Origin of the sequence: Nonomuraea sp. WAC 01424 (genome assembly GCF_003947315.1) — a bacterium.
Taxonomy (GTDB): domain Bacteria; phylum Actinomycetota; class Actinomycetes; order Streptosporangiales; family Streptosporangiaceae; genus Nonomuraea; species Nonomuraea spiralis.
This window is the reverse complement of the sequence record NZ_QHHZ01000033.1, coordinates 16,384-41,666: the sequence shown is the minus strand read 5'-3', so window position 1 is coordinate 41,666 and position 25,283 is coordinate 16,384. Positions and strand designations below refer to the sequence as shown.

The window sequence follows — 25,283 nt, the reverse complement described above, 5'->3', positions numbered from 1 at the left end:
GACAGTTGGTCGACCATGCCGTTGAAGACCGAGGCGATCTCGCCGAGCAGGCCGTCGGCGTCCTCGGGCAGGCGGGTGCGGAAGTCGCCGTCCCGGACCGCTGTCAGCCCGCCGAGCAGCTGACGCAACTCCGACTCGCCCACCTCAGCGGGACCTCGGGCACGCTTGGCGCGTCCACCCGAACGTACGGTGCCGACCGTGGGGTCGCTCATGTCGTGTTCCTCGTTCCGTGCTCGCCCGGCATGGAAGAACTTCAACTCTGGGTAGCGGAAGAGTAGCCGCCTGCGCCCAGGCGCGCGCTAGCCCCGAAGTTAGCCAAGAATGCCCTTGCGCGTCGCCGCTCACCCGGAACGTTCGGCGGCGGCCCTGGCCGCGGCCACCGCGTCGGCGACGGTGTCGTGCACCGGGACGTGCGTCAGCACCCCGGTGATCTCCAGCAACCGGGCGGGCAGGGGCTGCACCCCCGCCAGGCGCACCGTGCCGGACCTCCCGAGCCGGTCGGTGGAGAAGGCCAGCAGGACGTGCAGGCCCGAGCTGTCCATGAACGGCACCTGGGCCAGGTCGAGCACGGCCTGCCGGCCGGGCTCCGGCCGTTCCCCGAGAAAGCTCTCGAACTGGGCGCGGTTGGTGGCGTCGAGCTCTCCGCACACGACGATCACGGTCACGCCGGGCTGCTCCCGGCACAGCAGCGTCAGGGGTGGCATCGCCGCCGCTCACCGCGCCCGCGGACAGGACGGGGCCTGCGGGGAAGGCACGCCGTCCGGCGCCTGGCCGGCACCGGCCCCGGTGAGGGCCGGGTACATCGAGAAGCCGCGTCCCGCGGGGGGCGGAGCAGTCACCCAAGCAGAATAACCTCCCGGGGTCGCCTGGGACATCCCGCCGTTCGCAGCGCGACCGGCGGGACGGCGGCGGGCGGCCGTAGGGCCTGCCCGGGGCCCGCGCGCGGTGTCAGTCGCGGCGTCAGTGGCGGTGTCAGTGGCCGTGGCCGTGGCCGACGAACGCGCCCGCCGGTCTGCCCGGAGGGACGAGCCCGAGCGAGATCACGGCCGCCGCTCCGGCGACGACCGCGCACAGCACGAGCCCCGAGGTGAAGCCGGACACGCCGGCCCCCTGCCCCAGGCTGGACGCGGCCACCGTGGACACCACCGCCACCCCGATCGAGCCGCCCAGCTCGTGGAAGGTGTTGATGACGCCGGACGCGACACCGTTCTCACCGGGCGGGACGTTGGCCATCGTGGTCGTCGTGGCGGTCACGAAGGCCGGCCCGATCCCCAGGGCGGCCAGTACGAACCCCGGCAGCAGGGTGGCGTACGCGCCGGCCTCGGGGGAGACCCGCGTCATCAGCGCCGCCCCCGCGGCGGTCAGCACGAACGCCGCCACCGCCACCGGACGACCGCCGATCTTCCCGGTCAGACGCCCGCCGAGGTGCGCGCCGAACGTGATGGCGACGGCGACGGGCAGGAACGTCAGGCCGGTCTTCAGGGGGCTGAAGCCCAGGACGTGCTGGAGATAGAGGGAGCTGAGGAAGAACAGGCCCAGCATCAGCCCGGTGGCGACGAGCATGACGAACGCGCCCGAGACGACCGGTCGCCTGGCCAGGGTCTCGATCCGCATGAGCGGGGCCCGTACGGACCGTTCGACCAGCACGAACGCGACGTAGGACACGGCGGCCCCGGCCAGCGGCAGCACGGTCCCCGTGGCGCCCCAGCCGCCGTCGCCGGCGGAGACGAGGCCGTAGATCAGCAGGGCGGTGGCCAGGGTGACGAGTAACGCGCCCCCGACGTCGACCCGCCCACGCCCTGCCCCGGCCTCAGCCGTCGAGCCGTGCGGGCCGTGCGCGGCGCGGCCCTCAAGGGCGGCCGGTACGACGGAGGGGACGGCCGCGAGGACCAGCAGGCCGATGGGCACGTTCACGAAGAACACCCACGTCCAGCCGGGGCCGTCGGTCAGGACGCCGCCGAGGAGCACGCCCAAGGCGGCGCCCGTACCGCCGATCGCGGCCCAGACGGCGAGCGCGCGTGCCCGGCGCTCGCCCTGGAAGACGGTCGTGATGACGGCCAGGGCGGCGGGGGAGAGCAGCGCCGCGCCCACCCCCTGTACGGCCCGTCCCGCGATGAGCGTGCCGCCGTCGTCGGCCAGGCCGCAGACCAGCGAGGCCGCGGTGAACAGCGCCAGCCCGGCCAGGAGCGTACGGCGGGGGCCGATCGCGTCGGCGAGCCTCCCGCCGAGGACCATGAGGCCGCCGAAACACAGCGTGTACGTGGTCACCACCCAGGTGAGCGCCTCACGTCCCAGCGCGAGATCGGTGCCGATGGTGGGCAGGGCCACCTGGACGACGGTGATGTCGATGATCAGCATGAACTGGGCCAGGCACAACAACACCAGCACCGCCCAACCCTTGCTGCGAACCGCGACGGGATCCCGCGTCCCAACGTGCTGACTCATCCCTCAACTCCTTAACTTGAACAATGGTGTTCAAGTTAAGCACAATAAAACGGTACGCCGGTAGGGTGTCGCCGGATCGGGGGCATGGCGAAGCGCGGCGTTCAGGAGGTGAGGTGACGCGCGGCGTTCAGGGCGCGCAGGGGGAGGTGGGAGGCGTCAGGACGCTTGGGTGGAGGTGAGGAGGGAGAGCATGGTGCGGGTCAGGACGGGCTCGACCTCCTCCGGGGACAGGCGGCCGGCCTCTCGTTCCTGGGCGGCGCTGTGGATGATGGCGAAGAACGTCGTCACCAGCCACTCCAGCGGCAGGTCCGTACGGAAGTCGCCGTCGTCCTGGCCGCGGGAGATGAGGCGCTCCACCCGTCGCAGCGGGCGGCTGTGGTGCTCGCGGATACGTTCGGTGGGCAGCACGCGGTCGGCGGCCAGGAACAGCCGGCGGTGCCGGTCGAGGATCTCCCACGACGATCGCAGCAGCCGGGTCATCGCCTCCGGGGCGGGAGCGGTGTCGAGGGTGTCGTCCTCAAGTACGGCGTCCGCCATGCCGACGGCGTGGTCGAGGACGGCGTCCACCAGGGCCTCGCGGGAGGGGAAGTGGCCGTACAGGGTGACGCGGCCGACCCCGGCGGCCTTGGCGATGTCGGCCACGCTCGCACCCGGGTCGTCGCTCAGCAGCCGCGTCCCGGCTTCCAGGATGGCGGCGATGTTGCGTTCGGCGTCGGCCCGGCGGGCAGGCACCGGCTGTCGGGCGGCGGTCGTCCCCATGCACCCCAGCCTACGACGCCCGCACTCGAAGATCGCCCGCACCCTCGGCGAACCACGGTCAGAGGGTGAGGGTGTGGTCAAGGAGGGATTGGAGGGTGACGGCGCCCGCAACGCGGCCCGCCTCCACGATCGCGACCAGGGGGCTGCGGGTGCGGGCCATGAGGGCGGCCAGTTCGAGCACGGTCGCCTTCGGGTCCGCCACCGGCAGCTCGCGCGGCTGCTCGGGAAGGCATTCGCGGACGGTACGCGTGCCGAGCCTGCGGAGGAACAGGTCGGCGTGGGCCTCGTCGACCACCCGGGCCAGCGCGGGATCGTCCTGGCAGTAGGCCGGTACGGCCAGCCGGAGCACCTGGGTGCCGGGGAGGATGCTGTGCGGGCGGCCGTCGCCGCCGATCACGATGAGGCCGGGGAGGTCGCGTTCGGCCAGCAGGCGGGCGGCGTCGAGCGCCGACGTGTCGAGCGAGACCGTCGGGAAGTCCGTCATGAGATCGCGTGCGCGCATGGTGTCCGTCCTCCGCGCGCCAGCCTAGCCAACACCCCCGCTTCCTGAGCGACCGGCGGCCCGCGCATGCCACGGGCCGGGTCAGGAAGGGAGGTGGAGGTGGGTGGGGGGTACGTGGTCGGTCAGCCAGACGTTGTTGGCGCTGCGGAGGAAGCGGTGGCCGGTGGCGTGCAGGTCTCCGGCGGCGACCACCAGCACCACCGGTACGCCCCGGCGCGCGCCCACCCGTACGGCGGTTTCCCGGTCGGGGGACAGGTGCACGTGGTGGCGGCCCATCGGCCGCAGGCCCTCGCGCCGGATCGCGGCCACGAAGCGGCCCACGGTCCCGTGGTAGAGGTACGCGGGCGGCTCCACGGCGGGCAGGCCGAGCTCCACCGGTACGGAGTGACCCTGGCTGGCGCGGATCCTGCCGTCCTCGAGCGCGTAGCGGCGTTTGTCGTTGGCCGCCACGACCTGGCGCAACTCGTCCGGGGTGATCGGGAAGCCGTGCGCGGAGGCGGCGGCGAGCAGGTCGTCGACGGGCACCCAGCCGGCGGCGTCGAGGGTGAGGCCGATGCGGCCCGGGTCGTGGCGCAGGTGCCTGGCCAGGTACTTGGAGACGCGGATCATGCGTTGTTCGTCCATCTGTGCCCCCATTGTGGCAGCGGCGGGCGCGCGGAGTCAGCTGGTTTGCGCCCGTACGAGGTCGTCGCCGACGCCCGTACGGCTGTAGAGGACCGAGCGCCCGGCCCGGACGCGGCCGACGAGGCCGGCGTCGAGCAGGACCTTGAGGTGGCGGCCCACCGAGCCCAGGCCCTGGCCGGTGAGCGCGACGAGCTGCGTGGTGCTCTTCGGGGCCTCCAGCAGCACCAGCACGCCCGCCCGCGCCTCGCCCAGCAGCCTGCCCAGCGCCTCCGGCGCCGCCGGCGGGCCCACGTCGGCCAGCGGCCCCGAGCACGGGTAGACGATCGCGCAGCGGCGGGAGCCGTGCCAGCTCACCCAGCCCTGCCGCGGCGTGACCGGGACGAACATCAGCCGGGCGCCCGGCAGGTCCCGAGGCGGGTTGTCGGAGGCGTTGATCTGCAGCCGGCCGTCCCCGAGCCAGCGCAGGCCGGGACGCATGCCGTCCAGGGCCGCCGCCCATCCGCCCCGGCCCAGCCGCGCGGTACGGGCCACGACGTCGGCCTCCGCGATCCGGCGGCGCCGCGCCCAGGTGGGCCGCACCGTCTCCCGCCACACCCACTCCAGCCGGGCGGCCATGCGTTCGGGCAGGTCGCGGCGGTGCAGCACGGCGGGGACGGGCCCGCCCAGCGACTCGGTCAGATCCTCGCGCGCCTGATCGGGCGGGGTCTCGCGCACGCTCGCCACCTCCTCCTCGAAGGCGGCCTCGCCCTCCCCCTCGGGCGTGGGCGTGAGGAACGTCGCGTTCCACGTACGGCCCAGCGCGGCCCGGACGAGCAGCGCCGTGATCGGGTCGGCGGCCTGCCCGGCCCGGTAGGCGGGCAGGTGGGCGGCCAGCCACGCGCCCTCGCCGGGATGGGCGGCCGTGCCGCGGTCCAGCGTCTTCAGCGCGGCGATCGTCTCGGCCAGCGGCGACAGGACGAACCGGCCGCCCGCGAGCGTGTCGGCGTCCACCTGCCAGAAACCCATGCCACCGCCCTGATCCCACCCGTTGTTCCGCCGGTACGCGAAGTCTCGCCCGTTGTTTCGCCGGTACGCGAAACAGTAACGCCCGTCGTCGCCGGTCGCGAAGACTGCCGTCCCATGCGCACATACCGGGACCTGTTCGGCAGGTCCGGATTCACCCCGCTGTTCCTGGTCTCGTCCGGGCAGGTGGCGGGGCAGACGGTGAGCGGGCTCGCCCTCGGCACCCTCGTCTACGCGGGCACCGGGTCGCCGCTGCTGTCCGGGCTGGCCATGTTCGGCCCGGCCCTGTCCCAGGCGATCGGCGCGGCGACCCTGCTGTCGGCGGCCGACCGGCTGCCGCCGCGCGCCGCGCTGACCGGGCTCTCGCTGGTGTCCGCGCTCGCCGCCGCCATCCTGGCCGTCCCCGGGCTGCCCGTGTGGGGGATGCTCGTCATCGTGCTGGCCCTCGGCGCGCTCTCCTCGCTCGGCGGCGGCGTCCGCTACGGGCTGCTGAACGAGCTGCTCGACCAGGACGGCTACCTGCTCGGCCGGTCGGTGCTCAACATGTCCTCAGGGATCGTGCAGATCGCCGGGTTCGGCGCGGGCGGCGTACTGGTGACCGTCCTGTCGCCGCGCGGGACGCTGCTCGCCGCGGCGGCCATCCACCTGGCCACCGCGCTGGCCGGGCTCGGCCTCGGCCGGCGGCGCCCGCGCGCGGCCGGGCGGCCCTCGCCCGCCGAGACCTGGCGCGACAACGCCCGCCTGTGGTCCTCCCGCCCGCGCCGGCACGTCTACCTGGCGCTCTGGCTGCCCAACGGCCTGATCGTCGGCTGCGAGTCGCTGTTCGTGCCCCTCGCGCCCGAACGGGCCGGGCTGCTGTTCGCCTGCGCGGCCGCGGGCATGCTCGCCGGGGACGTGCTGGCCGGGCGGTTCGTGCCGCCGCACTGGCGGGCGCGGCTGGTCACGCCGCTGCACCTGCTGCTCGCGCTGCCGTACCTGGCCTTCGTGGTGTACCCGTCGCCGGTGCTGATCGCGCTCGCCTCGGCCGGGTACGCCGCGACCCTGCTGCTCCAGGACCGGCTCATGGCGCTCACGCCCCCCGAGCTGAGCGGGCACGCGCTCGGGCTGCACTCCGCCGGCATGATCACCACGCAGGGCCTGGCCGCCGTGCTCGCCGGCGCCCTGGCCGAACGTACCTCGCCCGCCGTCTCCATGGCCGTGCTGGCCGCGGCGTCGGCGGCGACCACCCTGGCGCTGGTTCCCCGCCTGCGGGCCGCCCGTGTCGCAACCGCCCGGAATGCTCCGGCGAAGCTACCGTTGACCAGGGGAAATCGCCGGGGGAAGGACAGCTCATGACGCAGACGGACGACTTCGTGCTCGACGTCACCAGGATCCGCGAGCAGGTACGCCAGAAGATGGACGAGGGGCCGATCACCCAGACCTTCGGCCACGACCCGCAGAAGATCATCGAAGTCCTCAACGACGTGATCGCCACCGAGGTGGTGTGCTGGCTCAGGTACACCCGGCACGCCATCTCCGCCAAGGGCATCGACCGCGCGCAGGTGGCGGCCGAGTTCACCGAGCACGCCAAGGAGGAGCTCGACCACGCGCTGCGCGCCGCCGAACGCGTCAGCCAGCTCGGCGGCGAACCGGACTTCGACCCCGCCAAGCTCGTCCAGCGCTCCCACACCGACTACCAGGTGCCCGCCGACACCGACCTGAAGGCGCTGCTGGAGGCCAACCTGTGGGCCGAGCGCATCGTCATCTCCACCTACCAGGAGATCATCCGCTGGCTCGGCGAGGGCGACCCCACCACCCGCCGGCTCATGGAGTCGATCCTGGAAGAGGAGGAGGAGCACGCCGACGACCTCACCGACCTGCTCGGGGTCTAGAACCACGCTTGGGCCGCCGTTGGGCGGCCCGTGAGGCGGCCGGGGTAAGTGCCCGGCATGAAGAGCCTGGTCAACACGCCCGTCACGCACACTCCGCCGTACCGGGAGATCGACGTCGAGACGCTGCGCGGCCGCCTCGCCGAGGCGGTTGACGGCGAGGTGCGGTTCGACGCCGGCAGCCGCGCCGCCTACGCCAGGGACGCCTCCAACTACCGGCAGGTCCCGATCGGCGTCGTCGTGCCGCGCGACCTGGACGCCGGGGTCGCGGCGGTGGCCGTGTGCCGGGCGAGGGACGTCCCCGTGCTCTCGCGCGGCGGCGGCACCAGCCTGGCCGGGCAGTGTTGCAACGCGGCCGTGGTGATCGACTGGTCCAAGTACTGCGGCGCGGTCGAGTCCGTGGACGCCGCCGGCCGCCGGATCGTCGTCCAGGCGGGGGCCGGGCTCGACCAGGTCGATCACGAGCTGGAGCCGTACGGGCTGATGGTCGGGCCCAAGCCGTCCAGCCATGCGGCCTGCACGATCGGCGGCATGATCGGCAACAACTCGTGCGGGGCCTCCGCCCAGGCGTACGGGAAGATGTCGGAGTCGGTGCTCCGGCTGGAGATCCTCACCTACGACGGCGTGCGCGCCTGGGTGGGGCCCACCGGCGACGCCGAGTACGACCGCATCCAGGCCCAGGGCGGCCGCCTGGCCGAGATCTACCGCCAGGTGCGCGAGCTGCGCGACGAGACCATGGAACTGGTCCGCACCCGCTACCCCAAGCTGGAACGCCGCGTCTCCGGCTACAACCTGGACCAGCTCCTGCCCGAGAACGGCTTCGACCTGGCCCGCGCGCTGACCGGCAGCGAGGGCACGCTGGTGACCGTGCTGCGCGCCGAGCTGCGCGTCGTGCCGCGCCCGGCCGCCAGGGCCCTGGCCGTACTGGGCTTCCAGGACGTCTTCACCGCCGCCGACGCCGTCCCCGCCGTGGCCGCGCACGCGCCGCTCGCGCTGGAGGCCATGGACGAGACCATGTACCGGCTCGCCCGGCGGGAACACCCCGACGACCCGGCGCTTCGCGACCTGCCCGAGGGCGGCGGCTGGCTGCTGGTGCAGTTCGGCGGCGACACGCCCGAGCAGGCGCGCGAGCGGGCCGAGACGATGATGCGCGAGGTGGGGGAGCGGGCCGAGGCGCCCACGCCCACGCACGCCTTCCTCGGCGACCCGGCCAGGGAGGACCGGATGTGGCGGTGGCGCGAGTCGGGGCTCGGCGTGGAGGCGTACCCGCCGACCGGGCGCCAGACGTACGAGGGCTGGTCGGACGCGGCCGTGCCGCCCGAGCGGCTGGGCGGCTACCTGCGCGACTACGAGCGGCTGCTGCGCGAGCACGACTACCAGGAGTCCGCCCTGTACGGCCACTTCGGCCAGGGCTGCGTGCACGGCCGCCTCCCGCTCGACCTGCACACCGACGACGGCGTCGCCAAGTACCGCGCCTTCGCCCGCGAGGCCGCCGAGCTGGTGGCCTCCTTCGGCGGCTCGCTGTCCGGCGAGCACGGCGACGGCCAGGCGCTGGCCGAGCTGCTGCCCGTCATGTTCGGCGAGGAGGTCGTGGCGGTGTTCGGCCGCTTCAAGGCCATCTTCGACCCGCGGAACCGGATGAACCCCGGCAAGGTCGTCCACCCCCGTCACCTGGACCAGGACCTGGCACAGCGCCGCTTCTACCCGCACGAGCCGCGGCACACGTTCTTCCAGTACCCCGACGACCACGGGCGGTTCGGGCACGCCGCCACCCGCTGCGTCGGCACCGGCAAATGCCGCAAGCACCCCTTCGAGGGCGGCGTGATGTGCCCGAGCTACCGGGTGACCCGCGAGGAGGAGCACTCCACGCGCGGGCGCGCCCGCCTGCTGGAGGAGATGGTACGCGGCGACGTCATCACCGACGGCTGGCGTTCCACCGCCGTGCGCGACGCGCTCGACCTGTGCCTGAGCTGCAAGGGCTGCCGCTCCGAATGCCCGGTGAACGTGGACATGGCCACCTACAAGGCCGAGTTCCTGGCCCACCACTACCGGGGCCGGATCCGGCCGCGCGCCCACTACTCGATGGGCTGGCTGCCGCTGTGGGCCGCGCTCGCCTCCGCCGCCGGCGGCCTGGTCAACTCCCTCACCGCCGCGCCCGGCCTGTCGCGGCTGGTCAAGGCCGTGGCGGGGATCACGCCGGAACGCGACCTGCCGAGGTTCGCCCGCGAGCGGTTCACCGACTGGTTCAGGCGGCGTCCCGCCGGCGGGCCCGGCACGCGGGGGCGGGTGGTGTTGTGGGCCGACACGTTCACCGACCACTTCGACCCGCACATCGGGCGGGCCGCCGTGGACGTGCTCGAAGCGGCCGGGTTCGAGGTGATCGTGCCGCCGGTGACGTTGTGTTGCGGGCTGACCTGGATCAGCACCGGGCAGCTCGGCGTGGCGCGGCGGGTGCTCGCGCGTACCGTGGGGGCGCTCGTGCCGTGGGCCGAGGCCGGGGTGCCGGTGGTCGGGCTGGAGCCGAGCTGCGCCGCCGTGTTCCGCGCCGACGGGCCCGAGCTGCTCAACACCGCCGAGACCCGGCTGCTGGCGGATCGCTTCCTGACCCTGGCCGAGCTGCTGGAGACCCGCGCGTCCGACTGGCGGCCCTGCTCGGTCGGCGGCCAGGCGATCGCGCAGGTGCACTGCCACCAGAGCGCGATCATGGGGTACGACGCCGACCGGGCCGTGCTCGACCGGTTCGGCATCCGGACCAGCGTGCTCGACTCCGGCTGCTGCGGCCAGGCCGGCAACTTCGGCTTCGAACGCGGGCACCACGAGGTGTCGGCGGCCTGCGCCGAGCAGGGCCTCTGGCCGGCCGTACGGTCGGCGGAGCCGGATGACGAGCTGCTGGCCGACGGCTTCTCCTGCCGGACCCAGATCGCCGCCGCCGGCACCGGACGCCAGGGCCGCCACCTCGCCGAACTCCTCGTCACCGCCCTGGTCCGCCCGGAGTGACCCCGAAGGGACCCCGGAGTGGCCCGCCCGGGGTCAGGTGGCCAGGCTCTGGGCGAGGCGCCGGGGCAGGCCGGAGTTGCGGGGGAGGCCGACGCGGCGCACCGCCAGCTCCAGCGCCTCCCGCTGCCCCACCAGCACGACCCACGCCTTGGCCCGGGTCACCAGCGTGTACAGCAGCTTGCGCCGCAACATGATCCCCCCGGCCTCGGCCACGATCGGCGCCACCACGAACGGGTATTCGCTGCCCTGCGACCGGTGCACGCTGATCGCGTAGGCGTGCGTGAGGTCGTCGAGCTCGCCGAAGCCGTACTGGACGGTCTCGCCGTCGTCGGTGCGGACCTCGACCACGCGGTCCTGCGGCAACACGGCGGTGACCGTGGCGGTCTCGCCGTTGAAGACGCCCTTGTCGTAGTTGTTGCGGATGGGCATGACCCGGTCGCCCACCCGGAACACCGACGCCCCCGACCAGTGCTCGGGCTTGTCGTCGGCCGCCGGGTTGAGGCGGTCCTGGAGCAGCCGGCCCAGCGTCACCGCGCCCGTCTCGCCCTTGCGCATCGGGCACAACACCTGCACCTGGCCGGGCGGGACACCCTGCTTGCGGGGGATCGCCTCCATCGCCAGATGGGCCACCCGCTCGCCGACCCGCGCCGGGTCGTCGAGCTCCTCGAACCAGAACCCGCCCCGGCCCGGCGTCGCCGGCACACGACCGGCCCTGATGAGGTGGGCGGCCTCGACGATGCCGCTGCCGCCCGCCTGGCGGAAGACGTGGGTGAGCCGCACGCGGGGGATCGCCTCCACGCGCAGCAGGTCGGCCAGCACGTCGCCGGCCCCGATGCTGGGGAGCTGGTCGCTGTCGCCGATGAGCAGCAGATGGCTGCCCGGCGGGACGGCCGCCGTGAGCCGCGTGGCCAGGTGGAGGTCGAGCATCGACGCCTCGTCGACCACGATCAGGTCGGCCTGCGCGGGGGCCTCCTCGAACAGCGTCGAGGCGTCGGGGTCGGGCCGGTGGGCGAGCATGCGGTGGATGGTCATCGCGGGCAGCCCGGTCAGCTCCGACAGGCGTTTGGCCGCCTTGCCGGTGGGCGCGGTGAGCGTGACCGAGCCGCCCGACGCCCGCACGACGGCCGCCACGGCCCTCACCGTGTGGCTCTTGCCGCAGCCGGGCCCGCCGGTGATGATCGACACGGTGCTGGTCAGCGCCATGTTGACGGCCGCGCGCTGGTCGTCGTGGAGGCTTTCGTCCTCGCGGAAGGACCGCAGCGGCAACGTCGAACGGGCCCGCACGAGCCTGGTGAGCTGCTCGGTGAGCTGCTGCTCGCGGGCGTGGACGTGTTTGGCGAACGCCACCGCCCGCCCCGGCTGGGCCTCGTCGGCCTCGACCACCACCCGCCGGTCGGCCACCAGGGCGTCGAGCATCGGCTCGACCACGGCGGGATCGAGCTCGATCAGCTCGGCCGCCCGCGCCACCAGATGGGGCACCGGCACGAAGCAGTGGCCGTCGCGGATCGCGGCCGACTCCAGCCGGTCGATCAGCGCCGCCTTGATGCGCTGCGGGCTGCGCTCGGGCACCCCGCGCTGCAGCGCGATGCGGTCGGCGACGCGGAACGCGATGCCCCTGACCCGGCCGATCAGCCGGTAGGGGTCGGTGGCCAGGACCGCCTCGGCCTCCCCGCCGAACACCTGGTGGATCTTGGCCGCCAGCAGCGGGCTGACGCCGAGCCCCTGCAACGTCACCATCAGCGCGGCGATGGCCCGCTGTTCCTGCCACGCCTGGACGATCTGCGCCTGCCGCAGCGGCCCGATGTTGACGACCTCGGTGAGCCGCTCCGGCTCGGCGTCGATGACCTTGAGCGTCTCCTCGCCGAAGTGGTCGACGATCGCGTACGCCAGCCGCGGCCCGATGCCCCGGATCAGCCCCGACCCCAGGTAGACGCGGATCGCCCGGACCGTCGCCGGCACCACCCGTTCGCACCCGGCCACCGCGAAGCGCCTGCCGTGGCGCGCGTGGTGGCTCCAGTCGCCGGTCAGCCGCAACGTCTCGCCCGGCTGCGCGCCCGACAACGCCCGGCCCGTGGCCACGAAGTCGGGCACGCCCTCGGCGCTCATGCGCGCGACGGTGTATTCGTCGTCCCTGACGTAGACGAGCTGCTCGACCGAGGCCTCCACAGCAGCGATCAAACCATCTGCCACCGACACTCCGTCACATGGCGCTGGGATACGTCTCCGGCTCGACGTCGTCCCACGGCTCGGCGTGCAGCGGGTGCAGGGCCTCGGTCACGTCCAGCCAGATGAAGGCGTCGTAGCGGTCGCCGAGCACGGTGGGCACGTAGTTGCCCCGCTGCTCGCGTTCCGGCCGGTACACCACGCCGATCGCGCGGTGCCCGAGCGGCTCGTCGTACCAGCGCGGCCGCGGGCGCCGGGGCGTCACGAACAGGCCGCGCTCGCCGGCGAGGGCGTCGTGCAGCAGCGCCTCCAGTGACCCGGGCCGGGCCGGCGGGATCGGCATGACGTGCGCCCGCGCGCCCCAGTTCGCCGCGGCCACGACCGTCCCGCGGTAGCCGCCGAAGCCCACCAGGACGACGTCCTCGCCGTGCCGTTCGCGGGCGAGCTGCCCGAGGCTGGTCATGCCGGCGGCGGCCATGTCGGTGGCGCGGGCGTCGCCGACGTGCGTGTTGTGCGCCCACACCACGCCCTTGGCCTCGTGGAAGGCGGCCAGCCGGTCCAGGGTGTCGGCCATGTGCACGTCCCTGATGTTCCACGAGGCGGGGCCGCCGCGGACCATCGCGCGGTAGTAGCTCTCGGCGCCGGCCACGACCTCGGCGTTCTGCCGGGCCCCGAAGCCGCCCTCGTCGTCCGGGGCGCTCTCCACGACGGCCCGCAACATCCGTACGACCTCCTCCTCGCAGGAGTCGGGGACCAGGCGGGTCTCCAGGCCGTACCGCCGCGGGTCGTGGCCGTAGGACTCGAAGCAGTACAGGGCCTCCATCACCGTCTCCATCCGGCCGGGCAGACGGGCGGCGGCGTAGCGGCGCACCGCGCGCAGGGACTCCCACAGGCTGTAGACGTCGAGGCCGTGGAAACCGCAGCGCTCCCCGGGCGGCAGCGCGGCGTTCCAGCGGCGCAGCCAGCGGCAGAACTCCGCGACCTCCTCGTTGGCCCACATGAACGCGGGCCAGCGCTGGTAGGCGTACAGGGCGTCGAAGGGATCCTCGCCGTCGCCGGTGACGGCGCGGTTGACGCGCTCGCAGTCGGGCCAGTCGCCCTCGACGGCGACGAACCCGAAGCCCTTCTCGGCGATCAGGCGGCGGGTGAGCGCGGCCCGCCAGGTGTAGAAGTCGTGCGTGCCGTGACTGGCCTCGCCGATCAGCACGAGCGTGGCCTCGCCGACGCGGTCGAGCACCGGGTCGAGGTCCTGCTCGCCCGACAGCCGCAGGGCCGAGCGGGTGACGTCATTCATCGCCGTCCTCCTCTGGTGGCCCGAGGACGCCCAGACATTCGCGGGCGAGCTGGAGTTCCTCGCGTACCTGGACGACCAGTACGGGCACGGCGGCGCCGTCCCCGCTGACCGGGCCGTCGTCGTGCCGGTTGCCGAGCTCGGGCGGCTCGACGCCGAGCAGCCCGAGCCGGCGGCAGACCGCCTCCCGCACCTCGGGCTGGTCCCAGCCGATCTCGCCGGTGAACACCAGCGCGTCGATCCTGGGCAGTGACGTGGCGGCGGCGGCGATCTCCCGGGCGACCCGGTGGCAGAACACCTCAAGGGCGAGGGCGGCCTCGGCGTCGCCGGCGCGTTCGGCCTCGACCAGGTCGCGGGTGTCGCCCGAGCGGCCGCCGGACAGGCCGAGCAGCCCGGAACGGCGTTGCAGGCCCTCGTCCAGCTCGTCCGCCGACAGGTGGCCCTGCGACAGCAGCCACATCAGCATGCCGGGATCGACGCTGCCCGAACGCCTGCTCATGGGCACGCCGTCCAGTGGGGTGAACCCCATCGAGGTGTCCAGGCTGCGCCCGCCCGACACCGCGCACACCGAGGAGCCGCCGCCCAGGTGGGTCAGCACCAGCTCCAGCTCGGCGAGCGGCCGGCCGATCAGCTCGGCCACCCGGTCGGCGGTCCAGGCGTAGGACAGGCCGTGGAAGCCGTAGCGGCGCAGGCCGTACCGGTCGCGCCACTCGCGCGGCAGGGCGTAGACGGCGGCGGCGTCGGGCAGGCCGGCGTGGAAGGCGGTGTCGGGGCAGAGCACGTGCGGCACGGCGGGAAGCTGCTCGCGGGCCGCCTCCAGCAGCGCCAGCGCGGGCGGCAGGTGCAGCGGCGCCAGGCTCACGACGCCGCGCAGCGCCTCGGCCGTCTCGTCGTCGGCGACCGTGGGCACGCGTACGACGTCACCGCCGTGCACCAGCCGGTGCGCCGCCGCGCGCACGTCACGGTCGAAGTGGCCCCCCAGGAACGCCGCCAGCTCCTCGCGCGCCGAACCGGGGTCGGCGGCCCGCTCGGCGTGCGCGCTGTCGAGCACGCAGCCCCCCTGGACGAGGTCGAGGCGCAGGCTCGACGAGCCCGCGTTGACGGTGAGCACCGCCTCGGACTCCGTCACCTGCTCGTCGAACGCTCGTCCCATGCACCCCTCCGTGGCCCGGCTCGCGGCCCGGCTCCCCTTCCCGGCTACCCGGCGCCCGCGCGCCGACACCTGGAGGCGCGTCGGCTTTACCCCACGATGTCCGAGGCCGGGATTGTCCCCCGGGGCAGCCGGGTAGGCGAGCGCCTATGGACATCACCCTGCAGGTGAACGGCGTGCCGCACACCCTGGCCGTCGACCCCAGGATCTCCCTGCTCGACCTGCTGCGTGAGCGGCTCGGCCTGACCGGCTCCAAGAAGGGCTGCGACCACGGCCAGTGCGGCGCGTGCACGGTGCTGATCGACGGCCGCCGGGCCAACGCCTGCCTGGCGCTGGCCGTCGCGGCCGACGGTTGCGAGATCACCACGGTCGAGGGGCTGGCCAGGGGCGAGGAACTGCATCCGCTGCAGGCCGCGTTCATCGAGCACGACGCCTTCCAGTGCGGCTACTGCACGCCGGGCCAGCTCTGCTCGGCCTTCGGCATGCTGGGCGAGCCGGGGCCGAGCGCCGTCACCGCCGACCTCCTCCTCGACCCCGATCTGACGCCCGAGGAGATCAGGGAACGCATGAGCGGCAACCTGTGCAGGTGCGGCGCCTACCCCAACATCGTCACCGCGATCGGCGAGGTGGCGTCGTGAAGCCGTTCGAGTACGCCCGCGCCCGGAGCGCGTCGGACGCGGTCGGCAGGTTCGGCCCCGGCGCCATGTACCTGGGCGGCGGCACCAACCTGGTCGACCTCATGCGGCTCGGCGTGGCCGGTCCCGACCGGCTCGTCGACGTCAGCCGCCTGCCGCTGGACACGATCGCGCCCGTGGGCGACCGGCTGCGGATCGGCGCGGCCGTGCGCAACAGCGACCTGGCGGCCGACCCGTACGTCCGCACCCGCTACCCGATGCTCGCCCGCGCCGTGCTGACCGGCGCCTCCGGCCAGGTCAGGAACATGGCCACGACGGCCGGCAACCTGCTGCAACGCACCCGCTGCCCCTACTTCCAGGACGTGACCAGGCCGTGCAACAAACGCGAGCCCGGCACCGGCTGCCCCGCGATCGAGGGCGACCACACCAACCTGGCGGTCCTGGGCGCCTCGGACGCCTGCGTGGCCACCCACCCCTCCGACATGGCCGTGGCGCTGGCCGCGCTCGACGCCGAGGTGCACGTCACCGGCGCGTCGGGGGACCGGATCATCCCCATGCCCGGCCTGCACCGCCTGCCCGGCGACGAGCCCGAGCGCGACACCGTGCTCGACCCCGGCATGCTGATCACCGCCGTCGAGCTGCCCCCGCCGCCGCCGGGCGCCTCCCTGTACCGCAAGGTCCGCGAGCGGGCCTCGTTCGCGTTCGCGCTGGTGTCCGTCGCCGCCGTGCTCGACGTACGCGGGGACGGCGTGGTGGCCGGGTGCCGCATCGCGCTCGGCGGCGTGGCCCACGCGCCCTGGCGGGCCGAGCGGGCCGAACGCGCGCTGATCGGCGGTCCGGCGACCGGCGAGGCGTACCTGCGGGCCGCCGAGGCCGAGCTGGAGCAGGCCAGGCCGCTGCCGCGCAACGCGTTCAAGCTGCCGCTGGCCCGCAACCTGATCGTCCGCACGCTTGAGGAGCTCACGCCGTGAACCGCATCGAGGGGCGCGTCAAGGTCACGGGGCTGGCCACGTACGCCGCCGAGTACCCGGTCGAGGACGTCGCCTACTGCTACCCGGTGCAGTCCACGATCGCCAGGGGACGGGTGACGCGGGTGGACGCCGGCGCGGCGCTGGCCATGCCGGGCGTGCTCGCCGTGTTGTCGGTCGACGACCCGCCCGGCCTGACCGGCGACGCCGACGCCGAGCTGGCCCTGTTCGGCTCCCGGGACGTCGTCTACCGGGGCCAGCTCGTGGCCGCCGTCGTCGCCGGGACCTACGACGAGGCCCGCGCCGCCGCCGACGCCGTCCGCGTCGACTACGAGGCGCAGGCCCACGACGTACGGCTGCGCGCCGACCACCCCGGCCTCTACCGCCCGGAGGTCGTCAACCCGAACCTGCCCCCCGACACCGAGAAGGGCGACGTGGAGGCCGGGCTGGCCGCCGCCGCGGCCACCGTGGACGTGACGTACACGACGCCGCCCCTGCACAACAACCCGATGGAGCCGCACGCCGCCGTGGCCCTGTGGGCCGAGGACGGCCGGCTGCTCGTCTACGACTCCACCCAGGGCACCAGCGGCGACCGGGACGCCATCGCCAAGACCTTCGGCCTGCCACCCGAGCAGGTGCGCGTGGTGTCCAGGCACGTCGGCGGCGGCTTCGGCTCCAAGGGCACCACCAGGCCGAACGCCGTGCTCGCCGCCCTGGCCGCCAGGGCCGCGGGCCGCCCGGTCAAGGTCGCCTTCACCCGGCAGCAGATGTTCGACCTCACCGGCTACCGCACCCCCACCATCCAGCGCCTGCGGCTCGGCGCGGACGCCGACGGCCGGCTCACCGCCGTCGAGCACGTGGGATACGTCCAGAGCGGCAGACTCGTCGAGTTCGCCGAGCAGACCGCCACACCCGGCCGCGTCATGTACGCCACGCCCGCCCTGCGCACCGCCCACCGGCTCGTCCGCCTCGACGTCGCCACCCCGTCCTGGATGCGCGCCCCCGGCGAGTGCCCCGGCATGTACGCCCTGGAGTCGGCGATGGACGAGCTGGCCGAGGCGGCCGGGATCGACCCCGTCGAACTGCGCATCGTCAACGAGCCCACGTCCGAGCCGGACAGCGGGCTGCCGTTCAGCTCCCGCAGCCTGGTCACCTGCCTGCGCGAGGGCGCGCGGCGCTTCGACTGGGACCGCCGCGACCCGGCGCCGGGCCTCAGGCGCGAGGGAGAGTGGCTGGTCGGCACCGGCGTGGCCGCCTCCACCTACCCGGCCAGACGCGGTCCTTCGCGGGCCACCGTGACCGTGGACGAGGACGGCGACTTCGTCGTCCGGGTGGCCGCCGCCGACATCGGCACCGGCGCCCGTACCGTGCTCACCAGGATCGCGGCCGACTGCCTCGGTGTCGCCCCCGACCGAGTGCACGTCGAGCTCGGCGACAGCGACCTGCCCGACGCGCCCGTCGCCGGCGGGTCCATGGGCACGGCGTCGTGGGGCTCGGCCGTCGTACGGGCCTGCGAGGCGCTGCGGGCCGACGGCGGGCAGGGCACGGCCGACACCACCGAGGAGGTCAGGTCGGACGAGGAGCTGGCCCGGCACGCCTTCGGCGCCCAGTTCGCCGAGGTCAGGGTCAGCTCCGTGACCGGCGAGATCCGGGTCTCGCGGCTGCTCGGCGTGTTCGCCGCCGGACGCATCCTGGACGCCAAGCTGGCCAGGTCGCAGTTCATCGGCGGGATGACCATGGGCATGGGGATGGCGCTGATGGAGGAGACGCTGACCGACGACGAGTTCGGCGGCTTCCTGCGGCGCGACCTGGCCCAGTACCACGTGCCGGCCTGCGCCGACGTCCCGGCGGTCGAGGCGGTCTGGATCGACGAGCAGGACGGCCTGCTCAACCCGATGGGCTCCAAGGGCATCGGCGAGATCGGCATCGTGGGCACCGCCGCGGCGATCGGCAACGCCGTTCACCACGCCACCGGCAGGCGGGTCCGTGACCTGCCCATCACGCCCGCCAAGATCCTCGTCTGACTCCCGGGATCGAGGTTTCGACCGGCCTCCGCCAAGGAAGAGGAGAACATCCACCGAGGAGGCCGAGTGAAACGCGAGTCGCACGAGGAACGCGCCGACCGCAACTTCGTCGAACTGCTCCAGGGCGCCCGCGTCGCGGTGACGGGGGTGCAGGTGCTGTTCGCGTTCCTGCTGACCGTGCCCTTCTCGCCGGGGTTCGTCAAGCTGGACCAGCCGGACCGCTGGTTGTACTTCGCCGCGCTGGTCAGCGCCGCGATCGCGTCGATCTGCTACATCGCGCCGACCGCGCAGCACCGCGTGCTGTTCCGGCAGGGCCACAAGGAGACCCTGGTACGCCGGTCCAACCTCTACGGCCTGTTAGGGGCGCTCGCCCTGGTCGTGTCCATGACCACGGCCACCATGCTCGTGATCGACTACCTGTTCCACTCCACCCTGGCCCTGGTCACCGCGGGCATCCTGGCCGCACTGGCCGCCTGGACCTGGTTCGGCCAGCCCGCCCTCGACCGCGCCGGCGATCAGTCCTCCTCCTCCGGCGGCAACTCGGTCTCGTCCCGGGGCGAGTCCCGCGAGTAGGCCGCCCGCCCCACCATGTACGCCGCCACCGACACGGTGATCACCTGCGACGCCCCCACGATCAGCAGCGGGCCGGCGTTCCACCAGGTGGGCCGGTGCAGCCACATCGCGGCCAGCACCAGCAGCACGCCGAGCACCTGCGGCTTGGTGCCGGCGTGCATGCGGTCGAGCGTCGTACGGAAGCGCACCAGGCCCGCGCCCGCCGACAGCGCCAGGACGGCCCCCACAACCAGGCAGACCGCCGCCGCGACGTCCATCCCGCTCACCGCGACCGCCCCGGGAAGAACCGGGCCAGCGACACCGACCCGACGAACCCCAGCAGCGACAGCACCTGAAGCACCGGCAGGTCCGAATAGTCGTCCGTGACCACTGCGAACAGCCCCACCCCGCACATCGCCAGCGACGTCAGCACGTCCAGGGCGACCGCCCGGTCCAGCATCGAGGGCCCGCGGCCCACCCGCCACAACGCCGCCGCCGCCCCGCACCCCAGCAGCCCGACCGTCACCAGGTACACCGCCGTCACCGCAGCTCCTCCCGGTCCGCGCGGGTCCCGAACGCGGCCACGATCCGCGACTCCAGCCCGGCCACGTCCCGCCGCACCGCGTCGGGGACACCCTCTCCGGCCATGCCGAGAACGTGCAGCATCAGCTCTTTCCTGTCCATGTACGCCTCCACCACCAGGCTCCCGGGCACCGTGGACAGCGCCACCATGATCATCACGGTCATCGACTCCGAGGACGTGCGCAGCCGTACCCGGACCAGCCACGTGGGCGGATCGCCGGGCCGTACCACCCACTGCACCACCCGTACGGTCGACAGGAACAGGTCCCAGCCGAACCACACCAGGAACCGCACCAGCGGCAGCGGACGCACCCTGATCCCGGGATCGAGGACGGGCAGCGGCAGCAGCCAGGTCACCACCAGCGCTGTCGCCAGCCCGCCCAGCACGTTCCCCACGGACAGCTCGCCCCACAGCGTCACCCACACCAGCGTCAGCCACGCCACCAGCGGCAGCGGCACCCGGCGGCCGAACAGCCGCGGCGCGAGCAGCCTCTCGCTCACCGCCGTGTCCCCAGCACCGCGGTGATGTAGGTCTGGCGCAGGCTCAGCTCCGCGGCCACCCGCTGCGTCAGCGCCGCCAGCGGCCCGGCCAGCACCGTGAACGACAACCCGAGCGCCACCAGCGCCGCCGTCGCGCCCAGCAGCACGGGCGGCAGCGCGGTCGTGGTCACCACCGGCTCCTCACCCGTCTCCTCCTCGCTCTCCAGCACCTGGCCCAGCCGGTCCTCCCGGGGCTCGCGCCAGAACGCCTTGCCCCACGTCTTGGCGATCGCGTACAGCGTGAGCAGGCTCGTGAGCAGGCTGCCCGCCACCAGCACGAGCGCCGCCGGCCCGCCCTTGGCCAGCCCGGCCTGCACCAGCAGCAGCTTGCCCAGGAAGCCCGACATCGGCGGGATGCCCGACAGGTTCATCGCGGGCACGAAGAACAGCACCCCGAGCACCGGCGCGGTCTTCATCAGGCCGCCGAGCCGGCTCACCGACGTGGTGCCGGTGCGCCGCTCGATCAGCCCGGTCACCAGGAACAGGCTCGTCTGCACGGTGATGTGGTGGACGATGTAGAACACCGCGCCCGCCAGGCCCGCCACCGTCGACAGCCCCACCCCGAACACCATGTACCCGATGTGGCTGACCAGCGTGAAGGACAACATGCGCTTGATGTCGGTCTGCGCCACCGCCCCCAGCACCCCGGCCAGCATCGTGGCCAGCGCCGCCCACATCAGCAGCGTGGAGACCGGCCCGCCGGGGAACAGCAGCGCCTCCAGCCGGATGATCGAGTACACGCCGACCTTCGTGAGCAGCCCGGCGAACACGGCCGTGGCCGGGGCGGGCGCGGTCGGGTAGGAGTCCGGCAACCACGCCGACACCGGGAAGATCGCCGCCTTGATCGCGAACGCCAGCAGCAGCGTCAGCTCGACCAGCAGCTTGACCGGCTCCGGCAGCGTGCCGAACCGCTCGGCGAGCTGCGCCAGCGACAACGTGCCCGTCGCGCCGTAGGCGACCGCCAGCGCGATCAGGAACAACATCGAGGACGCCAGCGCCATCAGCGTGTACGTCGCCCCCGCCCGCGTCCGGGACTCGGTCCCGCCGAACGTGAGCAAAACGGACGAACCGCTCAGCAACATCTCGAATGCCACGAACAGGTTGAACAGGTCACCGGCCAGGAACGCGTCCGCCACGCCCGCCACCATCACCAGGAACGCCGGATGGAAGATCGCCATCGGCGCGTCGTGCTCCGCCTCGTCGTGGGCGCTGGCGATCGAGTACACCATCACACAGAGCGTCACCGCCGACGACACCACCAGCACCAGTGTCGAGAGCCGGTCGGCCACCAGGCAGATCCCGATCGGCGAGCGCCAGCCGCCCAGCTCGGTCACCAGCGGGCCGTGCGCGTCGGCGTGCGCGAGCAGCAACACCGACACCGCCAGCGAGATCCCCAGCGTGGTCACGCTGATGGCCGACTGCAGATGCCGCAGCCGGCCGCCGATCGCCAGCTTGATCCCGGCCGCCAGCAGCGGCAGCAGCACCGGCACGCACACGAGCCCGCGCAGCTCGACCAGGTCACCCATGCGCCCGCCCCGTACCGGCCACTAGTCGTCGCCCTTCAGCTCGGGATCGTGCGCGAGCGCCTGACGGGCCCGCTCCGCGCGCAGGGCCGAGCGCATCTGCCTGCGGGCGTCGCGCTGCCTGGCCCTGATCCGCTGCCGCAGCTCCTTCTCTCGGTCCTCCTGCTCGGCCCGCCGCCGGGTGTGCTCGCGCCGCAGCTCCTCGATGCGTTCCACGTTGCCCCCGGCCGGGGGCTCCTCGCGCAGCGCGGCCTCCTCGAAGCCGCGTTGCAGTTCCTCCTCCGACAGCCCCTCGGCCATCCCGTCGCGCATCCACCCCTCCAGCTCGGTGTGCACGCGGGCGATGCGCCGTTCCAGGTCGCCCTCCTCCAGCCGCTCCCGCTCGGCCTGCTCGGCCTCCAGCCGGGCCAGCTCGGCCCGCTGCTCCACGACCAGCCGCCGGTAGTCGTCCTGCCGGGCGCGCAGCGCGTGGCTCAGCTCGCCGCGCCTGGCCCGCAGCCGTACGCGCCGGTCCTCGGTGTCGTCCTGCACCTCGTCGCTGCCGGTGAGCTGCCACGTCCGGTGCACCATGGCCAGCACGAACGACGTCACGCCCAAAGTGATCACGATGGCGGTGAGCACCATCGCCTGCGGCAGCGGATCTGCCATGTCCCGCACCGGCGTGACGCCCAGGATCGGCGGGCCGCCCGCGTCGCCCCCGGCGGTGACGATCAGCAGGTTCACGCCGTTGCCCAGCACGACGACACCGGCCAGCACCCGTACCAGGCTCCGCTCCAGCAGCAGCGTCACGCCCGTCGTGATCAGCACGCAGCAGCACAGGAACGGCACCAGGGAGATCGTCACGAGCCCTCCTCGGCCTCGACCTGCCGGTCCAGCTCGGCGCCGAGCCCGCGCAGCACGTCCTGGACCATGCCGGTGACCGAGACGTACACGCCGAGGTCGAACAGCAGACCCGTGGACACGTGCAGGCTGCCGACCAGCGGAACGTGCACGTCGGCCGACAACATCTCCAGCGCCGCCCGTCCGAACAGCAACCCGGCCAGGGCGGTGGCGGTCGACATCGTCAGCCCGACGCCCATCAGCACGCCCGCGTGGACGGGGACCGCCGCGGCCAGCTCGCACCGGCCGCCGGCCAGGTAGCGCACGGTGATCGCCAGCCCGGCCACGATGCCGCCCGCGAACCCGCCGCCGACCCCGCTGTGCCCGATGAACAGCAGGAACACCGACAACACCAGCACCGTGTGGAAGGTCAGCCTGGCCGCCACCTCGAAGGCGACCGCCCGCTGCCCGCGCGGCAGCGTCGAGGCCAGCCAGCGCGTACGCTCGGCGGGCACCCGCCCGCGGTCGTCCCGCTCGATCTCGTACGTCCTGCGCCGCAGGAACACCAGGCTCGTCACGCCCAGCGTCAGCACGACCAGCACCGTGCTCTCGCCCATCGTGTCCCAGGCCCGGATGTCGAGGATGATCGCGCTGACGATGTTGCGCGCCCCGGCCGCGCGCGCCGCGGCCGGCATCAGCGACCCGACGGCCCACGTGCTGCGCGCGCTCATGGCCAGCATGCCCGCCCCGGTCACCACCACCCCCACGGCCAGCCCGAGCGCGAGCCGGAACAGGCGCGGCAACCGGGCCCTGACCGGCCTCACCGGCAGCCGCCGCAACACCAGGGCGAACACCACCAGGCTCAGCGTCTCGGCCAGGAACTGGGTCAGCGCCAGGTCGGGCGAGCCGTGCGCGAGGAACAGCAGCGCGGTGCCGTACCCGATGAGGCCGATCAGCACGGCCAGCAGGATGTAGGCGCGGGCGAACAGCGCCAGCGCCGCCGCCGCGGTGATCAGGACGGCGAGCACCGGCTGCTCCACGCGGTCCCAGGCGACGACGGGCACGTCCAGGCGGGGCAGGCCGCCGTAGAGGACGGCGAACAGGCCGACGCCGGTCGTGGCGGCCAGCGTGAGCAGCAGGTAGTCGGGCAGCGAACCGCGCTGGAGGAAGCCGGTGGCCTGGATGGCGAAGCGGTCCAGGCGGCGCACCGCCGACCAGAAGATCTGCGTCGAGTCCAGCACGTGCAGCGCCGTCCCCGCCCTGGCCACCGGCTCCCTGGCCAGGAACAGCAGCACGCCGCCGGCCAGCGCCACGGCCGACAGCAGCAGCGCGGGCGAGAACCCGGCCCAGATCGCCAGGTGCGTGTCGTGCCCCGGATCGCGGAAGGTGCCGGTGTAGCCCGACATCGCGCCGCCGAACCAGGGGGCGAAGGGCGCCAGCACGAGGCCGAGCACCGCCAGCAGCGCGGGGGGCGCGAACGTGGCCGCCGCCGGCCGGTGAGTCGGCGTGGCCGCCAGCCCCGGCTTGGCGGCGAAGGCCCCCCACAGGAACCGCAGCGTGTACGCCGCCGTCAGCGCCGACCCCGCCACCACCCCCGCCAGCACGACCGGCTCGCCCATCAGCGCCTCCAGCGCCGCCTCCTTCCCGGCGAACCCGGCGAACGGCGGCAACCCCGCCATCGACGCGCCCGCCAGCACCGCGACCGCGCACACCCACGGCATCGACCGGCCGACCCCGCTCAGCTCCCGCAGATCGCGTGTGCCCGCCGAATGGTCGACGACGCCCACGACGAGGAACATCGCGGCCTTGAACAGCGCGTGCGCGGCCAGCATGCCGGTCCCGGCCAGGGCCGCGCCGCCGTTCCCCGAGCCGAACAAGGTGATCAGGAAGCCGAGCTGGCTGACCGTGCCGTAGGCCAGCAGCCGTTTCAGGTCCGTCTCGCGCAGCGCCCGCCAGCCGCCCAGCAACATGGTCAGCACCCCGAGCGGCACCGCGACCGCCCGCCACAGCGGCACGTCCCCGAACGCCGGGCCGAGCCTGGCCACCAGGTACACCCCGGCCTTGACCATGGCCGCCGCGTGCAGGTACGCCGAGACCGGCGTCGGCGCCGCCATCGCGGCCGGCAACCACGTGCTGAAGGGGAAGATCGCCGACTTCGCCAGCGCCCCGGTCAGGACCAGTACGAGCCCGGCGGCCAGCGGCCCCGGCTGCGGCGGCCGGGCGATGACCGCCGAGATCTGGAACGTGCCCGCCGCCTGCCCGACCAGCACGAACCCGGCCAGCATCGCCAGCCCGCCCAGCGTGGTCACCACGAGGGCCTTCATCGCCGCCCGCCGGCTGGCCCGGCTCTCGGGGTGGTAGCCGATCAGCAGGTAGGAGAAGACGGTGGTCAGCTCCCAGAACACGTACAGCAGGAACAGGTTGTCGGCGGTCACCAGCCCCAGCATCGACCCGGCGAAGGCGGTCATCGCGCCGCCGTAGCGGCCGAGGCCGTCGTCGCCGGCCGGCACGTAGCGCGCGCTGTAGACCAGGACCAGCACGCCGACGCCGGTGACCAGCGTCATCATCAGCACGGTCAGCGTGTCGGCCCGGAAGGACAGCTCCAGCCCGAGCGCGGGCGCCCACCGGGTGTCCTCCCGCGCCGGCAGCCCCCGCACCGCCAGCCACACCGTGTACACGAAACCGGCGCCGGGTGCCAGGGCCAGCAGCAGGAGGGAGTTCCGGCCCATGCGCGCGGCCAGCCAGGGAGCGCAGACCGCCGCGAGCGCGTGCAGGATCAGCAGCGACTCCATGGGCTCCTCGGGCGGGAATTTCCGGCTACGTCCGCCCAATCTCTCCC

The 25,283-nt window shown here is 73.7% G+C and carries 23 protein-coding genes; 7 read left to right on the top strand and 16 right to left on the bottom strand.

Going from position 1 to position 25,283, the window contains the following annotated elements:
- From DMB42_RS51335 to DMB42_RS51305, 7 genes are all read right to left on the bottom strand, one after another.
- A partial coding sequence (locus DMB42_RS51335; protein WP_148109028.1) for a HAMP domain-containing protein occupies positions 1–212 on the bottom strand: 212 nt, incomplete at its 3' end.
- 129 nt (positions 213–341) lie between these two features.
- A complete protein-coding gene (locus DMB42_RS51330; protein ID WP_125649219.1) occupies positions 342–704 on the bottom strand; it encodes an STAS domain-containing protein in 363 nt (120 codons plus the stop codon).
- Positions 705–972: 268 nt separating this feature from the next.
- Entirely contained in the window at positions 973–2,445 is a 1,473-nt protein-coding gene (locus tag DMB42_RS51325; RefSeq protein WP_125649216.1) for an MFS transporter, read from the bottom strand.
- A 156-nt stretch (positions 2,446–2,601) separates the two neighbouring features.
- Entirely contained in the window at positions 2,602–3,204 is a 603-nt protein-coding gene (locus DMB42_RS51320) for a TetR/AcrR family transcriptional regulator (RefSeq protein ID WP_185845319.1), read from the bottom strand.
- A 58-nt stretch (positions 3,205–3,262) separates the two neighbouring features.
- The gene (locus tag DMB42_RS51315; RefSeq protein ID WP_125649213.1) at positions 3,263–3,706 is read right to left on the bottom strand and encodes a CBS domain-containing protein; all 444 of its coding nucleotides are present in this window, start codon (positions 3,704–3,706) and stop codon (positions 3,263–3,265) included.
- Positions 3,707–3,787: 81 nt separating this feature from the next.
- Positions 3,788–4,330, bottom strand: a complete 543-nt coding sequence (locus DMB42_RS51310; RefSeq protein WP_125649210.1) for an RNA 2'-phosphotransferase — start codon at positions 4,328–4,330, stop codon at positions 3,788–3,790.
- A 36-nt stretch (positions 4,331–4,366) separates the two neighbouring features.
- Positions 4,367–5,335, bottom strand: coding sequence for a helix-turn-helix transcriptional regulator (locus DMB42_RS51305; RefSeq protein ID WP_125649207.1), 969 nt, complete (start codon positions 5,333–5,335; stop codon positions 4,367–4,369).
- 114 nt (positions 5,336–5,449) lie between these two features.
- Here DMB42_RS51305 and DMB42_RS51300 point away from each other — a divergent pair, with 114 nt between their 5' ends.
- From DMB42_RS51300 to DMB42_RS51290, 3 genes are read left to right on the top strand one after another with little or no spacing between them, the layout of a single operon-like run.
- On the top strand, positions 5,450–6,667 hold the full coding sequence (locus DMB42_RS51300) for an MFS transporter (protein ID WP_185845318.1): 1,218 nt from the start codon (positions 5,450–5,452) through the stop codon (positions 6,665–6,667).
- Positions 6,664–7,203, top strand: a complete 540-nt coding sequence (locus DMB42_RS51295) for a DUF892 family protein (protein ID WP_125649204.1) — start codon at positions 6,664–6,666, stop codon at positions 7,201–7,203. Before DMB42_RS51300 ends, DMB42_RS51295 begins: the two co-directional genes overlap by 4 nt.
- Positions 7,204–7,260: 57 nt before the next feature.
- A complete protein-coding gene (locus tag DMB42_RS51290) occupies positions 7,261–10,197 on the top strand; it encodes an FAD-binding and (Fe-S)-binding domain-containing protein (protein ID WP_125649201.1) in 2,937 nt (978 codons plus the stop codon).
- Positions 10,198–10,230: 33 nt separating this feature from the next.
- On the opposite strand, the gene DMB42_RS51285 is transcribed toward DMB42_RS51290, so the two are convergent.
- From DMB42_RS51285 to DMB42_RS51275, 3 genes are read right to left on the bottom strand one after another with little or no spacing between them, the layout of a single operon-like run.
- A complete protein-coding gene (locus DMB42_RS51285) occupies positions 10,231–12,387 on the bottom strand; it encodes an ATP-dependent RecD-like DNA helicase (protein ID WP_260478426.1) in 2,157 nt (718 codons plus the stop codon).
- A 10-nt stretch (positions 12,388–12,397) separates the two neighbouring features.
- A complete protein-coding gene (locus DMB42_RS51280; protein WP_125649198.1) occupies positions 12,398–13,654 on the bottom strand; it encodes an erythromycin esterase family protein in 1,257 nt (418 codons plus the stop codon).
- Entirely contained in the window at positions 13,647–14,804 is a 1,158-nt protein-coding gene (locus DMB42_RS51275; protein WP_125649195.1) for an acetate/propionate family kinase, read from the bottom strand. The genes DMB42_RS51280 and DMB42_RS51275 overlap by 8 nt, the downstream gene beginning before the upstream one ends.
- Positions 14,805–14,950: 146 nt before the next feature.
- Between DMB42_RS51275 and DMB42_RS51270 the strand changes: the two genes are divergently transcribed.
- The 4 genes from DMB42_RS51270 to DMB42_RS51255 all read left to right on the top strand — a co-directional run bounded on the left by DMB42_RS51270 (position 14,951) and on the right by DMB42_RS51255 (position 19,001).
- Positions 14,951–15,439: a (2Fe-2S)-binding protein gene (locus DMB42_RS51270; RefSeq protein ID WP_125649192.1), complete on the top strand. Its 489-nt coding sequence runs from the start codon at positions 14,951–14,953 to the stop codon at positions 15,437–15,439.
- A complete protein-coding gene (locus tag DMB42_RS51265; RefSeq protein WP_125649189.1) occupies positions 15,436–16,407 on the top strand; it encodes a xanthine dehydrogenase family protein subunit M in 972 nt (323 codons plus the stop codon). Before DMB42_RS51270 ends, DMB42_RS51265 begins: the two co-directional genes overlap by 4 nt.
- Complete coding sequence (locus DMB42_RS51260) at positions 16,404–18,428, top strand: xanthine dehydrogenase family protein molybdopterin-binding subunit (protein ID WP_125649186.1); 2,025 nt, start codon at positions 16,404–16,406, stop codon at positions 18,426–18,428. Before DMB42_RS51265 ends, DMB42_RS51260 begins: the two co-directional genes overlap by 4 nt.
- 66 nt (positions 18,429–18,494) lie before the next feature.
- Entirely contained in the window at positions 18,495–19,001 is a 507-nt protein-coding gene (locus DMB42_RS51255) for a DUF6328 family protein (protein WP_125649183.1), read from the top strand.
- Here DMB42_RS51255 and DMB42_RS51250 read toward each other — a convergent pair.
- The 6 genes from DMB42_RS51250 to DMB42_RS51225 are packed head-to-tail and all read right to left on the bottom strand — an operon-like array spanning position 18,944 to position 25,236.
- A complete protein-coding gene (locus DMB42_RS51250; RefSeq protein ID WP_125649231.1) occupies positions 18,944–19,258 on the bottom strand; it encodes a monovalent cation/H(+) antiporter subunit G in 315 nt (104 codons plus the stop codon). The two genes, DMB42_RS51255 and DMB42_RS51250, sit on opposite strands and share 58 nt — an antisense overlap.
- 5 nt (positions 19,259–19,263) lie before the next feature.
- On the bottom strand, positions 19,264–19,524 hold the full coding sequence (locus tag DMB42_RS51245; protein WP_185845316.1) for a monovalent cation/H+ antiporter complex subunit F: 261 nt from the start codon (positions 19,522–19,524) through the stop codon (positions 19,264–19,266).
- Positions 19,521–20,063 (bottom strand): Na+/H+ antiporter subunit E, encoded by a 543-nt coding sequence (locus DMB42_RS51240; RefSeq protein ID WP_125649181.1) that lies wholly within the window; start codon positions 20,061–20,063, stop codon positions 19,521–19,523. Before DMB42_RS51240 ends, DMB42_RS51245 begins: the two co-directional genes overlap by 4 nt.
- A complete protein-coding gene (locus tag DMB42_RS51235) occupies positions 20,060–21,628 on the bottom strand; it encodes a Na+/H+ antiporter subunit D (RefSeq protein ID WP_125649177.1) in 1,569 nt (522 codons plus the stop codon). Before DMB42_RS51235 ends, DMB42_RS51240 begins: the two co-directional genes overlap by 4 nt.
- A 21-nt stretch (positions 21,629–21,649) precedes the next feature.
- A complete protein-coding gene (locus DMB42_RS51230) occupies positions 21,650–22,468 on the bottom strand; it encodes a Na(+)/H(+) antiporter subunit C (RefSeq protein ID WP_125649174.1) in 819 nt (272 codons plus the stop codon).
- Positions 22,465–25,236, bottom strand: coding sequence for a Na+/H+ antiporter subunit A (locus tag DMB42_RS51225; protein ID WP_125649171.1), 2,772 nt, complete (start codon positions 25,234–25,236; stop codon positions 22,465–22,467). Before DMB42_RS51225 ends, DMB42_RS51230 begins: the two co-directional genes overlap by 4 nt.
- Between the last annotated feature and the right edge of the window lie 47 nt (positions 25,237–25,283).

What these genes read in the sequence shown, in the direction of transcription:
- DMB42_RS51280 (WP_125649198.1), bottom strand. Translation starts at nt 13,654, where the DNA reads ATGAATGACGTCACCCGCTCGGCCCTGCGGCTGTCGGGCGAGCAGGAC.
- DMB42_RS51290 (WP_125649201.1), top strand. Translation starts at nt 7,261, where the DNA reads ATGAAGAGCCTGGTCAACACGCCCGTCACGCACACTCCGCCGTACCGG.
- DMB42_RS51275 (WP_125649195.1), bottom strand. Translation starts at nt 14,804, where the DNA reads ATGGGACGAGCGTTCGACGAGCAGGTGACGGAGTCCGAGGCGGTGCTC.
- DMB42_RS51325 (WP_125649216.1), bottom strand. Translation starts at nt 2,445, where the DNA reads ATGAGTCAGCACGTTGGGACGCGGGATCCCGTCGCGGTTCGCAGCAAG.
- DMB42_RS51310 (WP_125649210.1), bottom strand. Translation starts at nt 4,330, where the DNA reads ATGGACGAACAACGCATGATCCGCGTCTCCAAGTACCTGGCCAGGCAC.
- DMB42_RS51235 (WP_125649177.1), bottom strand. Translation starts at nt 21,628, where the DNA reads ATGGGTGACCTGGTCGAGCTGCGCGGGCTCGTGTGCGTGCCGGTGCTG.
- DMB42_RS51225 (WP_125649171.1), bottom strand. Translation starts at nt 25,236, where the DNA reads ATGGAGTCGCTGCTGATCCTGCACGCGCTCGCGGCGGTCTGCGCTCCC.
- DMB42_RS51300 (WP_185845318.1), top strand. Translation starts at nt 5,450, where the DNA reads ATGCGCACATACCGGGACCTGTTCGGCAGGTCCGGATTCACCCCGCTG.
- DMB42_RS51330 (WP_125649219.1), bottom strand. Translation starts at nt 704, where the DNA reads ATGCCACCCCTGACGCTGCTGTGCCGGGAGCAGCCCGGCGTGACCGTG.
- DMB42_RS51320 (WP_185845319.1), bottom strand. Translation starts at nt 3,204, where the DNA reads ATGGGGACGACCGCCGCCCGACAGCCGGTGCCTGCCCGCCGGGCCGAC.
- DMB42_RS51270 (WP_125649192.1), top strand. Translation starts at nt 14,951, where the DNA reads ATGGACATCACCCTGCAGGTGAACGGCGTGCCGCACACCCTGGCCGTC.
- DMB42_RS51250 (WP_125649231.1), bottom strand. Translation starts at nt 19,258, where the DNA reads ATGGACGTCGCGGCGGCGGTCTGCCTGGTTGTGGGGGCCGTCCTGGCG.
- DMB42_RS51305 (WP_125649207.1), bottom strand. Translation starts at nt 5,335, where the DNA reads ATGGGTTTCTGGCAGGTGGACGCCGACACGCTCGCGGGCGGCCGGTTC.
- DMB42_RS51315 (WP_125649213.1), bottom strand. Translation starts at nt 3,706, where the DNA reads ATGCGCGCACGCGATCTCATGACGGACTTCCCGACGGTCTCGCTCGAC.
- DMB42_RS51295 (WP_125649204.1), top strand. Translation starts at nt 6,664, where the DNA reads ATGACGCAGACGGACGACTTCGTGCTCGACGTCACCAGGATCCGCGAG.